This window comes from Cupriavidus sp. WS, assembly GCF_000395345.1.
GTDB classification, from domain to species: domain Bacteria; phylum Pseudomonadota; class Gammaproteobacteria; order Burkholderiales; family Burkholderiaceae; genus Cupriavidus; species Cupriavidus basilensis_B.
The window spans coordinates 1-14,699 of sequence record NZ_AQPL01000020.1 but is presented as its reverse complement, the minus strand read 5'-3'; the positions used below and the strand labels follow the sequence as shown (position 1 = coordinate 14,699).

Genomic DNA, 14,699 nt, shown 5'->3' with positions numbered 1-14,699 from the left:
CCGAAAGCACCGACACCCTGCGCCATGCGCGCGCGCTGCGCGAGCGCATGACCATGCTGCTGCCGGTGCTGTCCTCGCTGGGCGGGCTGCTGCATGCCCTGCGCTGCCACGCGCAGGGCATGCCGGAACAACTGGCGCGCCACATGGCGGACATGCGCGCGTGGATCGACGGCGGCTTCACCGGCCCGTCGCCGGTGCTCGAGCCGGCCGCCGCGCCGTGGCGCGCCTACGGCAAGGCGCCCGGCTGGCATGCCGGGCTGGTGGCCACCGCCAACGACCACCTGCGCACGCTCGCGGCGCTGTGCGAAGACTGCCAGGCGCTGCAACGCTGCATCGGCGACCAGGCCGGCAACGGCGCCGCGCCCGCGCCCGCGCTGCGCTACCGCGCCGGCGCGGCCGGCCGCGCGCACCACCACGACCACGGCATGCTGCTGTACTACGCCTGCTCGACCAGCCTCGCGGTGTTCTGCGCGGGCCTGCTGTGGATCGCCTCGGGTTGGGAGGACGGCGCCGGCGCCGTGGTGGTGGCCACCATCGCCAGTTGCTTCTTCGCCACCGTGGAGGAGCCGCGGCCGGTGGCGCGCGCGTTCATGCGCTGGAGCGTGGTGTGCTTCCTGGTGTCGTGCTTCTACCTGTTCCTGGTGGTGCCGCAGGCCCACAACTTCGAGACGCTGGTGGGCATGCTGGCGGTGCCGTACATGGGCATCGGCCTGCTGATCTCGCGTCCGGGCTTCAACCTGATCGCCATGCTGCTGTCGGTCAACACGGCCTCGTTCGGCAATTTCCAGAGCCTCTACGACGCCAACTTCCTCGGCACCTTCAACACCAGCCTGGCCAGCGTGGGCGGCATGCTGTTCGCGCCGCTGTGGTTCATGGCCACGCGCCCGTTCGGCGCGCGCGTGGCGGTGCACCGGCTGATCCGCGCAAGCTGGAAGGACCTGGCGCAGGCCGCTACGCGCGGCGAGGCGCCGCAGCAGGGCAAGCTCGGCGCGCGCATGCTGGACCGCCTCGGCCAGCTGGTGCCGCGCCTGGCGGCCAGCGACGACAAGCTGTCCTCGGATGGCTTCGCCGAGCTGCAGGTCGGCTTCGGCGCGCTGGCGCTGCAGCGCAACCTGGGCGCGCTGCGCCCGCCCGCGCGGCGCGCGGTCACGCGCGTGCTCAACGGCGCCGCCGGGCACTACCGCGCGCGCCTGAAGGCCGGCCACGCGATGGCGCCGCCCGAGGCGCTGTCCGCGCGCATCGACAAGGCCATGCACGAAGTGGCCGCGCAGGCCGACGACACCGCCGGCCACGCGGTGCGCGACACGCTGGCCGCGCTGTTCGTGCTGCAGGTCACGCTCTACCACGCGCAGCCGCATCCGGCCGCGCCCGCGCCGCTGCCTCACATTCCCGCGCCGGCGCCGGCCGCCGCGCGCGCGCAGACCGCATGCTGAACGCCGAGCTCGACCTGTACGGCGTATTCGTGCCCATGCTGCTGGCGCTGATGCTGCTCGCCTTCGCCATGACCGCCAGCCTGCGCGCGCTGCTGGCGCGCCTGGGCTTCTACCGGCTGGTCTGGCACCGTTCCCTGTTCAATCTCGCCCTCTACCTGATCGTGCTCGGTGGCGTGGTCGCCCTGGCCCGCTCGCTGCAATCATGAAATTCAAGATCCGTTTGCTGGTTCCCGTGGTCCTGACCCTGCTGGCCGCGGTGGCGGCGCTGTTCGTCGTCAGGCATCTGTGGGATTACTACACCGTGGCGCCGTGGACGCGCGACGGCCACGTGCGCGCCGACGTGGTGCAGGTCGCGCCCGACGTGTCGGGCCTGGTCACGCAGGTGCTGGTCAAGGACAACCAGCGCGTGCGGCGCGGCCAGGTGCTGTTCGTGATCGACCAGGATCGCTACCGGCTGGCGCTGCAGCAGGCCCAGGCCAGCGCCGCCGCGCTGCGCGCGACGCTGGCGCAGGCGCGCCGCGAGGCCGCGCGCAACCACGCGCTCAACGAGGTGGTCGCCACCGAGGTGGTGGAAGAAGGGCAGGCCCGCGTGCAGCAGGGCGAAGCCGCGCTGGCGCAGGCCGAGGCCGAGGTCGGCGTGGCGCGCCTGAACCTGGCGCGCACCAGCGTCACCAGCCCGGTGGACGGCATGCTCAACGACCGCCTGCCGCGCCTGGGCGACTACGTCAGCACCGGCCGCCCGGTGCTGTCGATGGTCGATGCGGACTCGTTCCACGTGGAAGGGTATTTCGAGGAAACCAAGCTGCACCGCATCCATATCGGCAGCGCGGTCTCGGTGCGCATCATGGGCGAGCGCACCACGCTGCACGGCCACGTGCAGAGCATCGCCGCCGGCATCGAGGACCGCGACCGCAGCGCCGGCGCCAACCTGCTGCCCAACGTCAACCCGACCTTCAACTGGGTGCGGCTGGCGCAGCGCATCCCGGTGCGCATCGTGCTCGACGCCGTGCCGGCGGACGTGCAGCTGGTGTCGGGCCGCACCGCCACGGTGTCGGTGGCGGAGCCGCGCCAGATGGTGGCCGCGCGGCGCGCCAACGCGTCCGTCGAGGCCATCGATGCCATCGCGGCCAGCGAGGCGGCGCGATGAACCGGCTCGCCCTGGCCGTGCTGCCGGCGCTGGCGCCGCTGCTGTTCGCCTGCACCACGGTCGGCCCCGACTACAAGGTGCCGGAGCACGCGGCGGTGCGCGCGCCCGAGGCCAACGGCCCGCTGCTCGGCACGCAGGACGCGGCCGTCTCGGTGGCGCCGGTGCCGGACGACTGGTGGCGGCTCTACGACGACCCCAAGCTCAACCGGCTCGTGCAGGAAGCGCTCACCGCCAACACCAGCCTGCGCGTGGCCGCCGCCAACCTGCGGCGCGCGGTGGCGGTCTATCACGAGGTGGAAGCCGAGAACCTGCCGCAGGCCGCGTTCTCGGCCAAGGCCGAGCGCGCGCAGGTGGCCGGCGAGAGTTTCCTCATCAAGGAGAAGATTCCCGTCTTCAGCCTTGGCGACTTCGGCTTCTCGGTGTCCTACCTGGTGGACTTCTTCGGCAAGCTCGCGCGCGCCGACGAGGCTGCGCTGGCCAGCGCCGAAGCCAGCCAGGCCGCGCTCGACATGGCGCGCGTGGGCGTGGTGGCGCAGACCGTGCGCGCCTACGTGCAGGGCTGCGCGGCCACGCACGAGCTGGAGGTTGCCGAGCACCAGCTCGCGCTGCAGGAGCGCGGCGCGGAAATCGCCGGCAAGCTGGTGGCCGCCGGCCGCGGCCAGCCCGCCGACCTGCTGCGCGCGCGCTCGCAGGCCGAGACCCTGCGCGCCGCGCTGCCGCGCTTCAAGGCCGAGAAAGAGGGCGCGGCCTACCGGCTGGCGGTGATGCTGGGCAAGCCGCCCGCCGCGCTGGCCGAGGATGCGTTCGCCTGCGAGGAGGAGCCGCGGCTGCGCCAGGCGCTGCCGGTGGGCGACGGCGCCGCGCTGCTCAAGCGCCGGCCCGACGTGCGCCAGGCCGAGCGCGAGCTCGCCGCGGCCACCGCCAGGATCGGCGTGGCCACGGCCGATCTCTATCCGTCGATCCGCCTCGGTGCCTCGGCCGGGCTGAGCGGCCTCATGGGCGATCTCGGCACCGGGCCCACGGCGCGCTGGGGCATCGGCCCGCTGGTCACATGGAACCTGCCCACCAACGGCGTGCGGCCGCGCATCCATGCGATGGAGGCGGGCGCCGACGCCGCGCTGGCGCAGTTCGACGGCGTGGTGCTCAAGGCCTTGCAGGAAACCCAGGGCGCGCTGAGCGAGTACACGCGCGAGCTGGAGCGCAACCAGTCGCTGCGCGTGGCGCGCGACGACGCGCGCGAGGCCGCGCATCAGCATCGCCAGTTGTACCGGGCCGGGCGCACGCCGTACCTGTCCAGCCTCGACGCCGACCGCACGCTGGCCGCGTCGGAGGCGGCGCTGGCCGCGTCGGACAGCCAGGTGGCGCTCGACCAGATCAACCTGTTCCTGGCGCTCGGCGGCGGCTGGCAGAACAGCCCGCAGGTGGCGCGGCGCGATGGCGCCGGCCACGCCGACGGGCACGACTAGCGCCGCGCGCCTTCCTTCCGATTCCCTTGCGCACCCTCTCCCGTTCGCGGGCGAGGGCGCGCGCGCGTCCGTGTCCGGCGCGTGCGCCGATGCGGCGGATTCCCGCGCCCGCGCTGGCCGGCAGGCATGTCGGGCTGTTCCCGGCGCCTCGTTGCCACTGTGAAAATTTCGACTGAAAACCAGAATTTTAATTCATCACAGGAATGCTTCGCGATGGCTACACTGCTGTCTGTGCCGGCGCCCCCAACTGTGCCGGTGCAAGCAAAAAGGCGAAACAGACGACATGCGGGACGCAAGACTCCGCCTATCCCGCTCCACCACAAGTGGAAAGTGCCGCCCCAATCTGGAATCCAGCAGCAATCATGAACAAGAAGCTCTTCACGACCCTCGTTTCCGCAGCAGCATTCGGCCTTTGCGTCATGGCATCGACGCAGGCCAACGCACAGGGTCCGAAAGACAGCGTCAACGCCGGTGACAAGTACGGCTACAACCTCCATAACGGCAAGCGCGATCCGTTCACCGACGGTGCGCGCGTCAACGACCGCCGCAACCCGTTTACCGACGGCGCGCGCGTCAATGACCGCCGCGATGCGTTCACCGACGGCGCTCACGGCGCCACGGCACTCGACCTCGCCGGCCGCGACCTGACCGGCGTGTCGGCGGCGCCGGCCTACAGCGGCGACACCAGCGGCGCCAGCGCCTGACGGCGCTGGTCGGCCCGACCGCGGGAGCCCTCCACCCGCGGCCGGGCCGGCCGATGCGGATTTTCTTGCATCATCCGCATCACCCGCATCACCCGCATCCTCTTCACGGCGCGCATCCGCCGCCCGCCGGTTCCGGCCAGCAGATTCCCCTCCCCGCCAACGCCATCGGCAGCCTCCCGCCGCTGCACTGCGCCGGCCCTGCGACCGGCCCTACGGCGCCTTCACCGCGATCACCATCCACGACACCCCGAAGCGGTCGGCGCACATGCCGAAGCGCTCGGCGAAGAAGGTCTCGCCCGCCGGCATCAGCACCTGGCCGCCCTCGGCCAGCGCGTTGAAGACGCGGTCCACGGCGGCCGCGTCGGGCACCGTGACCGACAGCGAGAAGCCCTGGAAACTCGGCTTGCCGCCGCAGCGCCCGTCGGACATCATCACCGTGGTCTCGCCGATGCGCAGGGACATGTGCATCACCTTTTCCCCGTCGATGGGGCCGGGCGCGCAGCCCTCCGGCGCGGCCGACTGTTGCGGCGGCGCTTCCTTGAAACGCATCAGCATCTCGACCTGCGCGTTCAGCACGCGCTTGTAGAACTCCGCCGCTTCCTCGCAGCGGCCCTCGAAGAACAGATAGGGTTGAACCAGCATCGTCTCGTCTCCTTGCGGGATGTCCCGCGGTGGCGCATGCGCGACTTGCCGCAGCGCTGTGCAGGCCGCGCGGGCGGCCACCATCCCAGCATAGTCCGCAAGGTTGACGCCGCCGTGTCGCGGCGCGCGTTTTTCGCGCGCGGCGCCCGGTGCGCATCCCGCCGGCGAGCAGGGAGCGGCGCGGCATCGACGTTAGAATGCCGCTCTCGTTCCCTCGTGCTGCGGAGTTGCCGTGCTGGCTGAACAACGACAAAAATTCATCCTCGACCAGCTTGCCGCCAGCGGCGCGCTGGCGATCAGCGAGCTGGTCAGCGAGCTCGACGTCTCGCGCGAGACCATCCGGCGCGACCTCAACGCGCTCGCCGCGCGCGGCCTGCTGATCCTCACGCACGGCGGGGCGCTGTCGCCCGAGCGGGCCGAGCCCGACGCCCAGACCCGCGCCGCGGTCAATGCCGAAGGCAAGCGCGCCATCGGCATGCGCGCGGCGGAACTGGTGCCCGACGGCGCCTCCGTGATCCTCGACTACGGCACCACCACCCACACGGTGGCGCAGGCGCTGCACGGCCACCGCAACCTCGTGGTCTACACCAACGACATCGCCATCGCGCTGCTGCTGGGCCGGCGCAACGGCAACCGCGTGGTGTTGCTGGGCGGCGAGCTGCAGGAGAACGAAGACGCCACGCACGGCTGGGACGCCATCGAGCAGTTGTCGCGCTATCACGCCGATTTCGCCTTCGTCGGCACCGGCGGCATCACGGCCGAAGGGCAGATGAGCGACTTCTCGCGCGCCGCCGCGGAACTGCGCGGGCGCATGCTGCTGGCCGCCAGCGTGGCCTGCGTGGTGGCCGACCACACCAAGTTCGGCCGCCATGCCGGCGTGCTGGTCAAGCATTTCGACAAGGCCGCCTACCTGATCTCCGACATGGCGCCCGAGCCATCCATTGCCGCCGCGCTGAACGCGCGCGGCCCGGCGCTGCGCCTCGCCTGAGGCGCGCCGCGCCGCTCTCCGGCTCGATTTCCGGCCTGGCTTCCGGCGCGCATCCGATGCGAATCCGGCGCGCGGCGGTGTCCGCCAGCGCGGCCGTTGATCGCACGGAAAAAGCGGCCGGTTCCGCTCTCCGGGTGGCGTTTCGTCATCGTTTGCCGCCGCCCGCATGCCTGCCAAGGCACAGCGGATGCTAAGCTTCCGCCTTGTAGATACATTCAGGATCACGCATGAATGTATCTTCATGTCCGCGGCGGTGCCGCCCCTGAACGTCCCCGGGGCACGCCGCGGCATCTTCCGGCACGCCGGCGGGCACGTATCCGCGGCGGCCGTCCCGACCGAAGCTTCAGCACACAACCCGATACGAAGAGACACCCGTGAGACCTGCCTCCCTCGAAACCTTCCTGGCCGGCGTTGCCCGGCGCGATCCCGACCAGCCCGAATTCCTCCAGGCCGTGAAGGAAGTCATGATGACGCTGTGGCCGTTCGTCGAACAGCATCCGCGCTACGGCGAGCAGGCCCTGCTCGAGCGACTGGTCGAGCCCGAGCGCGTGATCCAGTTCCGCGTGGCGTGGACCGACGACCGCGGCCACGTGCAGGTCAACCGCGCGTTCCGCGTGCAGCACAGCTCCGCCATCGGCCCCTACAAGGGCGGCATGCGCCTGCATCCCACCGTCAACCTTTCGGTGCTCAAGTTCCTCGGCTTCGAGCAGACCCTCAAGAACGCGCTCACCACGCTGCCGATGGGCGGCGGCAAGGGCGGCTCCGACTTCGATCCCAAGGGCAAGTCCGACGGCGAGGTCATGCGCTTCTGCCAGGCACTGATGACCGAGCTGCACCGCCATCTCGGCCCCGACACCGACGTGCCCGCCGGCGACATCGGCGTGGGCGCGCGCGAGGTCGGCTTCATGGCCGGCATGATGAAGAAGCTCTCCAACCACGCCGCCTGCGTGTTCACCGGCAAGGGCCTGTCCTTCGGCGGCAGCCTGATGCGGCCCGAAGCCACCGGCTACGGCACGGTGTACTTCGCGCAGGAAATGCTGCACCGGCGCGGGCGCGGCCTCGACGGCCTGCGCGTGCTGATCTCCGGCGCGGGCAACGTGGCGCAGTTCGCCGCCGAGAAAGCCATCGAGCTCGGCGCCAAGGTGCTCACCGTGTCCGACTCCGGCGGCGTGCTGCACTATCCCAGGGGCATGGACCGCGCGCAGCTCGCCGCGCTGATGGCCTTCAAGAATGAAACGCGCGGCCGCCTGGCCGATTTCGCCGCCGCGCACGACCTGCACTTCGAAGCCGGCCGCACGCCGTGGCACGTGCCCGCCGACGTGGCGCTGCCGTGCGCCACCCAGAACGAGCTCGACGGCGCCGACGCCGAACGCCTGCTGGCCAACGGCGTGTTCTGCGTGGCCGAAGGCGCCAACATGCCATCCACGCTCGACGCCGTCGACCGCTTCCTGGCCGCGCGCATCCTGTACGCGCCGGGCAAGGCCAGCAACGCCGGCGGCGTGGCCACCTCGGGCCTGGAGATGTCGCAGAACGCCATGCGCCTGGCGTGGCACCACGCCGAAGTCGACGAAAAACTGCACGCCATCATGAAGGACATCCACGGCAACTGCATCCACTACGGGCAGAAGGCGGACGGTTATGTCAACTACGTGGAAGGCGCCAACGTGGCCGGGTTCGTGAAGGTGGCCGATGCGATGCTGGCGCAGGGGGTGGTGTAGCGGCGGCCATGATGGCAGGCGGGCCCGGATGCTTCGCGGACTAAAGATATCCGGCCCATGTCCGATACATTGATGTGTGCCGCTGCATGACGGCCATGCCGCGGCGTGCCTCTTTCATCAATACGAAAACAAGAATCCAATGTCCAAGAACATCAAAATCAATGGAGCAGTCACCCGGGTCATGGTTTACGGCTTTGCCGTGGCGGCGTTGATGGGCTGCGCGCTCGGGCGCGACGTGGTGGCCGTCAAGGCGCCCAGCGCCGACAATCCGGCAACGGGCAAGGCAGTGCGCATCGAGGCCGTGCTGGATAACCGCAAGTTCGAAGCCGCGCCGTCCAGCCCGGACATTCCGTCTCTCGACGACGCCGAGGACAACGGCCAGGACAGCAAGGCGCGCGCGATCGGGCGCAAGCGCAATGGCTATGGCAAGGCGCTGGGGGACGTGGTCCTGCCCGAAGGCCAGACCGTATCCGGCCTGACCGAGGCGGCGCTCGCCACGGCCTTCAAGGAGTCCGGCTACATCGTGGCAAGCAAGGGCGACGCCAACTACGATGCGGCCGCGCCGGTCAGCGCGCGCATCAACGAATTCTGGGCCTGGTTCAAGCCGGGATTCTGGTCGGTGACTACCAGCCAGAAATCGGAGGTGGAACTGGAAGGCAACGTGGGCCCGCTCGCCGGCAAGCAGGTGATCAAGGCCACGGTGTCGGAGTCCAGGCAGGTGGTGACTGTCGATGACTGGCGCGACATCGTCGAGAAAGGGCTGCGGGCCATCACGGACCAGACCAAGCAACTGCTGGCACGCTGAGCGGCCATCTCCGCATCTCCGCGGCGCAGGAAAACTCAAAGATCGAGCTGCAACGACATGGAGCCGCTGCCCTCGTCGCCCGCCGCCGGCACCGCGCAGCAGATCAGCGCTTCCCCGTCCGACACCTCGAATTCCGGCGTGCCGGCGTAGGCCACCGCGCCCTGCACGATGCGTGTGCGGCAGGTGCCGCAACTGCCGTTGCGGCAGCCGAACTCGGGTGCGAGTCCGCGCTGTTCGGCCAGTTCGAGCAGCGAGCCGGCGGCGGGCGACCAGCGCGCTTCCTTGCCGGAGCGGGTGAAGACCACCGGCACCGGCGCCGTGGCGGGCCTGGCGGTGGGCGCGGCGGCGGGCTGGGCGGCGTTGTCGCGGCGGCGGCGGCGCAGCGCGGCGGGGCCGAAGGCTTCGGCGTGGATGCGGTCGTCGGCCACGTTGAGCGCGCGCAGGCCGTCGTAGAGGGACTGCATGAACGGGCCGGGGCCGCACAGGTAGAAGTCGTAGTCGCCGAAGGGCAGGTGGCGCTGGAGCATGGCGATGTCGATGCGGCCGGCTTCGTCGAAGTCCTGCTGCGGCTCGGCGTCGCGCGGGTCGCTGAGCACGCGCACGTATTGCACGGCGCCCTGGGCGCTGTCGGCCAGCGCGCCCAGTTCGCGCGCGAAGGCGCGTTCGGGCAGCGTGCGCGCGGCATGGAAGAAGTAGGCCGGGCGCGTGCGGCGGGTGCGCAGTCCTTCGTGGACGAGGTGGCGCAGCATGGCCAGCATGGGCGTGACGCCGATGCCGGCGGCCAGCAGCACGGCGGGGCGCGGCGCGGCCGCGTCGATGGTGAACGTGCCGGCGGGCGCGCGCGCTTGCACGATGTCGCCGACCTTGACGTGGTCGTGCAGGTGCTGCGACACCGTGCCTTCGCGCTTGACGCTGATGCGGTAGACGCCGTCGGCCGGCGCCGACGACAGCGTATAGGTCCGGATCGCCGGCGCGGGCGGCGAGCCGGCCGTCACGCGGATCGGCAGGTACTGGCCGGCGCGGTGCGGCAGCAGCCCGGCGCCGTCGGCGGGTTCGAGGTGGAGCGAGCGGATGCCCATGCTTTCCTCGACCAGCCGCGTCACGCGGAACGGGCGCCACGTATCGGCCAGCGGACGCGCGCGCAGGCGCTCGGCGGCTTCGCGCCAGTCGCCGGTGAGCTCGACCGAGGGCGACGTGCCTTCGGGCTCGGGCGTCCAGCGCAGCGGCAGCGCGTCTTCGCGCCGCACCACGCTGGCCGGCATGAAGCGCCACAGGCGCTCGGCGCCCTGGAACGCGGCGATTTCCAGCGAGTCCAGGATGACCTGCGCCGAGCCGGTCATCTGCAGGAGTTCGCCGCTGGCGAAGTCCGCGAACACCAGCCCGGCGCGCGGGTTGGCCATGAAGTTGCCGAGCGTGTTGAAGAACAGGTTGCCGGAGAAATCCGGGATGGTCATGCCGCCGTCGTCGTCCAGCCGCACGAAGCCCGGCTTGCCGCCGCGATGGGACACGTCCACCTGGCGCGTGCCGTCGGGCAGGTCCACGTACGAGGCCACGAAGAAGGTATCGGCGCCGGCCACCAGCGCGCGGGCGCGCGCGTCCAGCCCGCTCATGCGCTGCGGCTGCGCGGCGCCCGGCGCGGCGGGGTCGCGCGTGAAGGCGTAGTTGCGCTGCTGGATGTATTGCGGGCAGTTGCCGAAGCTCTGTCCCACCATGATCTCGAACGCCGCGGTGTCCGCCGCCGGCGCGTCGCGCCGGATGGTGCCGTTGAGGCGGTTGCGGCGCCGCGTCAGCAGGTCGATGCCGAGCAGGCCGATGGCGTCGCCATGCTCCATGCCGCGCTCGGCGGGGTCGGCCGCCTCGCGCGGCAGGCGCGCGGCGAGCGCCTTGTCGTGCGGGGAATGCAGGAAGCCCGGCCTGCCCGCGCGCAGCGTGGCCCACACGTCGCCGTTCGGGTCCACCGCGCCGAGCACCACCACCGGCAACTGCGCGAAGAACTGGCGGTGCTGCTCCGGCATGTGGTCGCGCACGAAGCGCGCGCCGAGTTCCTCCATCTTGCGCGCCACCCCGGCGCGCTCCTGCAGCGTGCGTTCGCCCGCATGCCAGGGCAGCGGCGGGACCTGTGTCGGCGCGAGGGGCGAGGGCTGGGACATGATGGCGATCTCCGGAATGCGGCGCGGCCGCGGTGAGAACGATGGCGCGATGGCGCGGTGGTCAGGTGCTCAGGCGGCCAGGCCGGCCGGCGTCTGCTGGAAGGCGACGAAGCCGGGCAGCGCCTCGACGCGCGCGAGCCACGCATTGACGTTGGCATACGGCGCGAGGTCGACGAAGCCTTCGGGCGCGCGCGCGATGTAGCCGTAGAGCGCCACGTCGGCCAGCGTGGGATGGTCCGCCGCCAGCCACGGCGAGGCGGCCAGCGCATCGTCCACGCGCTTGAGCACGACGTGGGCGCGCGCGATGACTTCCTCCGCGTTCAGCGGCGCGCCGAACACCGTGATCAGGCGCGCGGCGGCGGGGCCGTAGGCGATCTCGCCGGCGGCGACCGACAGCCATTTCTGCACCGCCGCGGCGCCGGCGGGCGAGGCCGGCAGCCACGCGGTCTTGCCCAGGCTGGTGGCCAGGTAGACCAGGATCGAGTTGGAGTCCGAGACCACGTTGTCGCCGTCGACCAGCACGGGCACCTGGCCGAACGGGTTGAGCTCCAGGAACGCGGGTTCCTTGTGCGCGCCCTTGGCGAGGTCGACGTGGATGAACTCGGCATCCGCGCCGATCAGCGACAGGAACAGGCGGACACGGTGCGAGTGGCCGGAGAGCGGGTGGTGGTAGACCTTCATGGCTGGCATTCCTTGGGCAAGTGTGAGGGGGAATCGCCGCAGGCCGCGCGCCGGGCCGCGGTGGCCGCCGGCGTCTTGCCTGAGTGCGTGAAGGCATATTAGGAGCGCCGCCGCGCGGGAAAAACGGCGCCGGCGAGAAAGGACTCTTCTCGCTGGCCCAATAATGGGCGGCGTGGCGGGCGGTATGCGGAGGGCGTGAAGCGGCGCGCCGGGCGCCGCGCTTCAGCGCAGCGAGGGATCGGCGCGCAGCGTGTCGATGGCCATGTCGAGGAAGGCGCGCACCTTGCGCGTGGCATGGCGGCCTTCCCGGTGGATGACGTTGATGGGCAGGGCCGGCGGCTCGAATTCGCGCAGCACCACCTGCAGCGTGCCGGCGCGCAGGTGGCCGGCGATCTGGTACGACAGCAGCCGCACGATGCCGAAGCCGGCCGCCGCCGCGACGATGGCCGACTCGTTGGTCGAGGTGGTCAGGCGCGGCTGCAGGCGCGTGACCACCTGGCTGCCGCCGGCGTCGAAGCGCCACTCGGGCGAGGCCGAGACCGCGCTGGCCACGATGACCGTGTGCCGCGCGAGATCCTCCGGCGCCTGCGGCACGCCATGCCGCTCGAGATAGGCGGGTGCCGCGCATACCACGCGCCGCACGCGCCCGACCGGCGCCGCCTGCAGCGACGAGTCCGGCAGCTCGCCGATGCGGATGCCCACGTCGATGCCTTCCTCGACCAGGTTGACGGTGCGGTCGAGCAGCAGGCAGGTGGCGTCCACGTCCGGGTAGCGCCGAAGGTACGCGGTGACGATCGGCATGGCGTAGGCCGCGCCGAACAGCACCGGCGCGGTGATGGTGAGCTGCCCGCGCGGCTCCGCGTGGGAGCCGGCGGCCAGCAGTTCGGCGTCGTCGATCTCGCCGAGGATGCGCCGGCAGTTCTCGAAGTAGGCCGAGCCGGTGTCGGTCAGCCGCACCAGCCGCGTGGTGCGGGTCAGCAGGCGCACCGCGAGATGCGCCTCGAGTTCGTTGACGATGCGGCTCACCACCGACGGCGAGACGTCGAGCTTGTTCGCGGCGGCGGTGAAGCCGCCGGTCTCCACCACGGTGACGAAGGTCTTCATGGCTTGCAGTCGGTCCACCCCTCGCTCTCCCCGTTCCGTGCGCCCGGCGGCGCTTCGTGGCGGAGTATAGCGCCGGTGCCGGCGCCGGCGCGGCCGGCGTTCAGCCCACGGCCAGCACGATATTGCCCACGCCCAGGTTGGATTCCATGCGCCGGTGCGCGTCGGCGGCGTCGGCCAGCGCAAACACGCTGTCCACCACCGGCGCGAGGCCGCCCGTGCCGAAGCGGTGCAGCCACTGCCCGGCAAAGCGCTGCGTCATGGCGCGCTTGGCCTCCGGCGCGCGCGACTTCATCACCGTGCCGATGATCTGCAGGTGGCCGTACAGCAGCCGCTCCAGCGGCAGCACCGCGCCCTCGGTGCCGCCCAGCAGGCCCACCTGCACCAGCCGGCCGCCGTCGGCCAGCGCGCGCACGTTGCGCTCCAGGTAGGGCGCGCCGATGAAGTCCACCACCACGTCGACGCCGCGCCCGTCCGTGGCCCGCGCGACCGCCGCGGCGAAATCCTCCGTCTTGTAGTCGATGGCCACGTCGGCGCCGAGCGCGCGCACGCGCTCGAGCTTGCCCGCGCCGGCGGTGGCGAAGACCGTCGCGCCGGCGGCGCGCGCAAGCTGCACCGCCGCCGAGCCGACGCCGCCTGCCGCCGCGTGGATCAGCACCGCGTCGCCGGCCTGCGCGCGGCCCAGGTGGAACAGCGCCTCGTGCGCGGTGACGAAGACCTCGGGGATGGCCGCGGCTTCCACGTAGCCCAAGCCGTCGGGGATGCGCATGGCCATGCGGTGGTCGATGCGGGCCAGTTCGGCATAGCCGCCGCCGCCCACGACGCCCATCACGCGGTCGCCCGGCGCGAAGCCGCGCACCTCCGCGCCCATGCCGATCACTTCGCCGGCGATCTCCAGCCCCATGATGTCCGAGTCGCCGAAGTGCTCGCGGCCGTAGCCGCCGCGCCGCTGGATCACGTCGACGCGGTTCACGCCGGCGGCGTGGTTGCGCACCAGCAGGTCGTGCGGGCGCAGCGCCGGCGCGGGCACGGTCTCCAGGCGCAGCACGTCGGCTTCGCCGAAGTCGCGGAAGGTGATGGCGTTCATGGTGTTGGTCTTGTTCATGTGTCTGGTGCCCGGTTCCGGGCTGCGTGGTTGGATGGACCGAGTATAGGTTTGCGCGCTGATGTATTTGTGCTGCATTATTCCGCTCGATAAATGCAAATTTGCATCACACGGGAGCGGCTTTCCATGAACTGGGACGACACGCGGATCTTTCTCGCGGTACAGCGCGAGCGCACCTTGCGGCGCGCCGCGCGCACGCTGGAGCTCGACCAGGCCACGGTTGGCCGGCGTCTCGCGGCGCTGGAGCGGGCGCTCGGCGCCACGCTGTTCCTGCGCACTTCCGATGGCTACGCGCTCACGCCGGCCGGCGAGGCGGTGCTGCGCTCGGCGCTGAAGATGGAGCAGTCGGCGCACGAGCTGCTGCGGCAGGCGCAGGGCGCGGACACGCGGCTCGAGGGCGAGGTGCGCGTGACCACCACGGACTCGCTGGCGCTGGCATTCCTGATCCCCGCCATCGGGCGCCTGCACGCGGCGCATCCCGACGTGAAGATCCTGCTCGACACCTCCACCAACGTGCTCAACCTGGCGCGGCGCGAGGCGGACATCGCCGTGCGCACCATGAAGCCCGAGAACCCCGACCTGGTGGCGCGCCGGCTGGCGCGCTGGCCGGTCGGGCTCTATGCCGCGCCGGCCTATCTCGAGCGGCACGGCGAGCCGGTGCCCGGCACCGCGTTCGCCGGGCACGACCTGGTGGTCTACCAGCCGCTGATGGCGGGCAACCGCGCGCCCACGCTCGCTGGCGAGCCGATCCACGGCGGG

14 protein-coding genes are annotated in these 14,699 nt (G+C 71.4%); 9 read left to right on the top strand and 5 right to left on the bottom strand.

What is annotated here, in order from left to right:
- The 5 genes from K206_RS37350 to K206_RS0102120 all read left to right on the top strand — a co-directional run.
- A partial coding sequence (locus tag K206_RS37350) for an FUSC family protein (RefSeq protein WP_020200759.1) occupies positions 1–1,433 on the top strand: 1,433 nt, incomplete at its 5' end.
- Positions 1,427–1,639, top strand: coding sequence for a DUF1656 domain-containing protein (locus K206_RS0102135; protein WP_020200758.1), 213 nt, complete (start codon positions 1,427–1,429; stop codon positions 1,637–1,639). The genes K206_RS37350 and K206_RS0102135, both read left to right, overlap by 7 nt.
- Entirely contained in the window at positions 1,636–2,580 is a 945-nt protein-coding gene (locus K206_RS0102130; protein ID WP_020200757.1) for an HlyD family secretion protein, read from the top strand. The genes K206_RS0102135 and K206_RS0102130 overlap by 4 nt, the downstream gene beginning before the upstream one ends.
- A complete protein-coding gene (locus tag K206_RS0102125) occupies positions 2,577–4,046 on the top strand; it encodes an efflux transporter outer membrane subunit (protein ID WP_020200756.1) in 1,470 nt (489 codons plus the stop codon). Before K206_RS0102130 ends, K206_RS0102125 begins: the two co-directional genes overlap by 4 nt.
- 362 nt (positions 4,047–4,408) lie before the next feature.
- Positions 4,409–4,750, top strand: coding sequence for a hypothetical protein (locus K206_RS0102120; RefSeq protein ID WP_020423633.1), 342 nt, complete (start codon positions 4,409–4,411; stop codon positions 4,748–4,750).
- A gap of 210 nt (positions 4,751–4,960) precedes the next feature.
- On the opposite strand, the gene K206_RS0102110 is transcribed toward K206_RS0102120, so the two are convergent.
- Positions 4,961–5,392: a VOC family protein gene (locus K206_RS0102110; protein ID WP_020200753.1), complete on the bottom strand. Its 432-nt coding sequence runs from the start codon at positions 5,390–5,392 to the stop codon at positions 4,961–4,963.
- Between the two features lie 232 nt (positions 5,393–5,624).
- On the opposite strand from K206_RS0102110, the gene K206_RS0102105 reads away from it, so the two are divergent.
- The 3 genes from K206_RS0102105 to K206_RS0102095 all read left to right on the top strand — a co-directional run bounded on the left by K206_RS0102105 (position 5,625) and on the right by K206_RS0102095 (position 8,903).
- Positions 5,625–6,380, top strand: a complete 756-nt coding sequence (locus K206_RS0102105; RefSeq protein ID WP_020200752.1) for a DeoR/GlpR family DNA-binding transcription regulator — start codon at positions 5,625–5,627, stop codon at positions 6,378–6,380.
- A 374-nt stretch (positions 6,381–6,754) separates the two neighbouring features.
- On the top strand, positions 6,755–8,098 hold the full coding sequence (gdhA, locus tag K206_RS0102100) for an NADP-specific glutamate dehydrogenase (protein WP_020423632.1): 1,344 nt from the start codon (positions 6,755–6,757) through the stop codon (positions 8,096–8,098).
- Positions 8,099–8,279: 181 nt separating this feature from the next.
- On the top strand, positions 8,280–8,903 hold the full coding sequence (locus K206_RS0102095) for a hypothetical protein (protein ID WP_020200750.1): 624 nt from the start codon (positions 8,280–8,282) through the stop codon (positions 8,901–8,903).
- Positions 8,904–8,938: 35 nt separating this feature from the next.
- On the opposite strand, the gene K206_RS0102090 is transcribed toward K206_RS0102095, so the two are convergent.
- The 4 genes from K206_RS0102090 to K206_RS0102075 all read right to left on the bottom strand — a co-directional run bounded on the left by K206_RS0102090 (position 8,939) and on the right by K206_RS0102075 (position 13,922).
- Positions 8,939–11,053, bottom strand: a complete 2,115-nt coding sequence (locus K206_RS0102090; protein WP_020200749.1) for a pyridoxamine 5'-phosphate oxidase family protein — start codon at positions 11,051–11,053, stop codon at positions 8,939–8,941.
- A 69-nt stretch (positions 11,054–11,122) separates the two neighbouring features.
- Positions 11,123–11,734 (bottom strand): glutathione S-transferase family protein, encoded by a 612-nt coding sequence (locus K206_RS0102085; protein WP_020200748.1) that lies wholly within the window; start codon positions 11,732–11,734, stop codon positions 11,123–11,125.
- A gap of 222 nt (positions 11,735–11,956) precedes the next feature.
- Positions 11,957–12,856, bottom strand: a complete 900-nt coding sequence (locus tag K206_RS0102080) for a LysR family transcriptional regulator (RefSeq protein ID WP_029043128.1) — start codon at positions 12,854–12,856, stop codon at positions 11,957–11,959.
- 82 nt (positions 12,857–12,938) lie between these two features.
- The gene (locus tag K206_RS0102075; RefSeq protein WP_029043127.1) at positions 12,939–13,922 is read right to left on the bottom strand and encodes an NAD(P)H-quinone oxidoreductase; all 984 of its coding nucleotides are present in this window, start codon (positions 13,920–13,922) and stop codon (positions 12,939–12,941) included.
- Between the two features lie 144 nt (positions 13,923–14,066).
- Here K206_RS0102075 and K206_RS0102070 point away from each other — a divergent pair.
- Positions 14,067–14,699 (top strand): LysR family transcriptional regulator (locus K206_RS0102070; RefSeq protein WP_020200745.1); only part of this gene is annotated, 633 nt, incomplete at its 3' end.

Excerpts from the sequence above, each read along its gene's own strand:
- K206_RS0102130 (WP_020200757.1), top strand. The coding sequence starts at position 1,636 with ATGAAATTCAAGATCCGTTTGCTGGTTCCCGTGGTCCTGACCCTGCTG.
- K206_RS0102095 (WP_020200750.1), top strand. The coding sequence starts at position 8,280 with ATGGTTTACGGCTTTGCCGTGGCGGCGTTGATGGGCTGCGCGCTCGGG.
- K206_RS0102110 (WP_020200753.1), bottom strand. The coding sequence starts at position 5,392 with ATGCTGGTTCAACCCTATCTGTTCTTCGAGGGCCGCTGCGAGGAAGCG.
- K206_RS0102090 (WP_020200749.1), bottom strand. The coding sequence starts at position 11,053 with ATGTCCCAGCCCTCGCCCCTCGCGCCGACACAGGTCCCGCCGCTGCCC.
- K206_RS0102125 (WP_020200756.1), top strand. The coding sequence starts at position 2,577 with ATGAACCGGCTCGCCCTGGCCGTGCTGCCGGCGCTGGCGCCGCTGCTG.
- K206_RS0102135 (WP_020200758.1), top strand. The coding sequence starts at position 1,427 with ATGCTGAACGCCGAGCTCGACCTGTACGGCGTATTCGTGCCCATGCTG.
- K206_RS0102120 (WP_020423633.1), top strand. The coding sequence starts at position 4,409 with ATGAACAAGAAGCTCTTCACGACCCTCGTTTCCGCAGCAGCATTCGGC.
- K206_RS0102085 (WP_020200748.1), bottom strand. The coding sequence starts at position 11,734 with ATGAAGGTCTACCACCACCCGCTCTCCGGCCACTCGCACCGTGTCCGC.
- K206_RS0102075 (WP_029043127.1), bottom strand. The coding sequence starts at position 13,922 with ATGAACGCCATCACCTTCCGCGACTTCGGCGAAGCCGACGTGCTGCGC.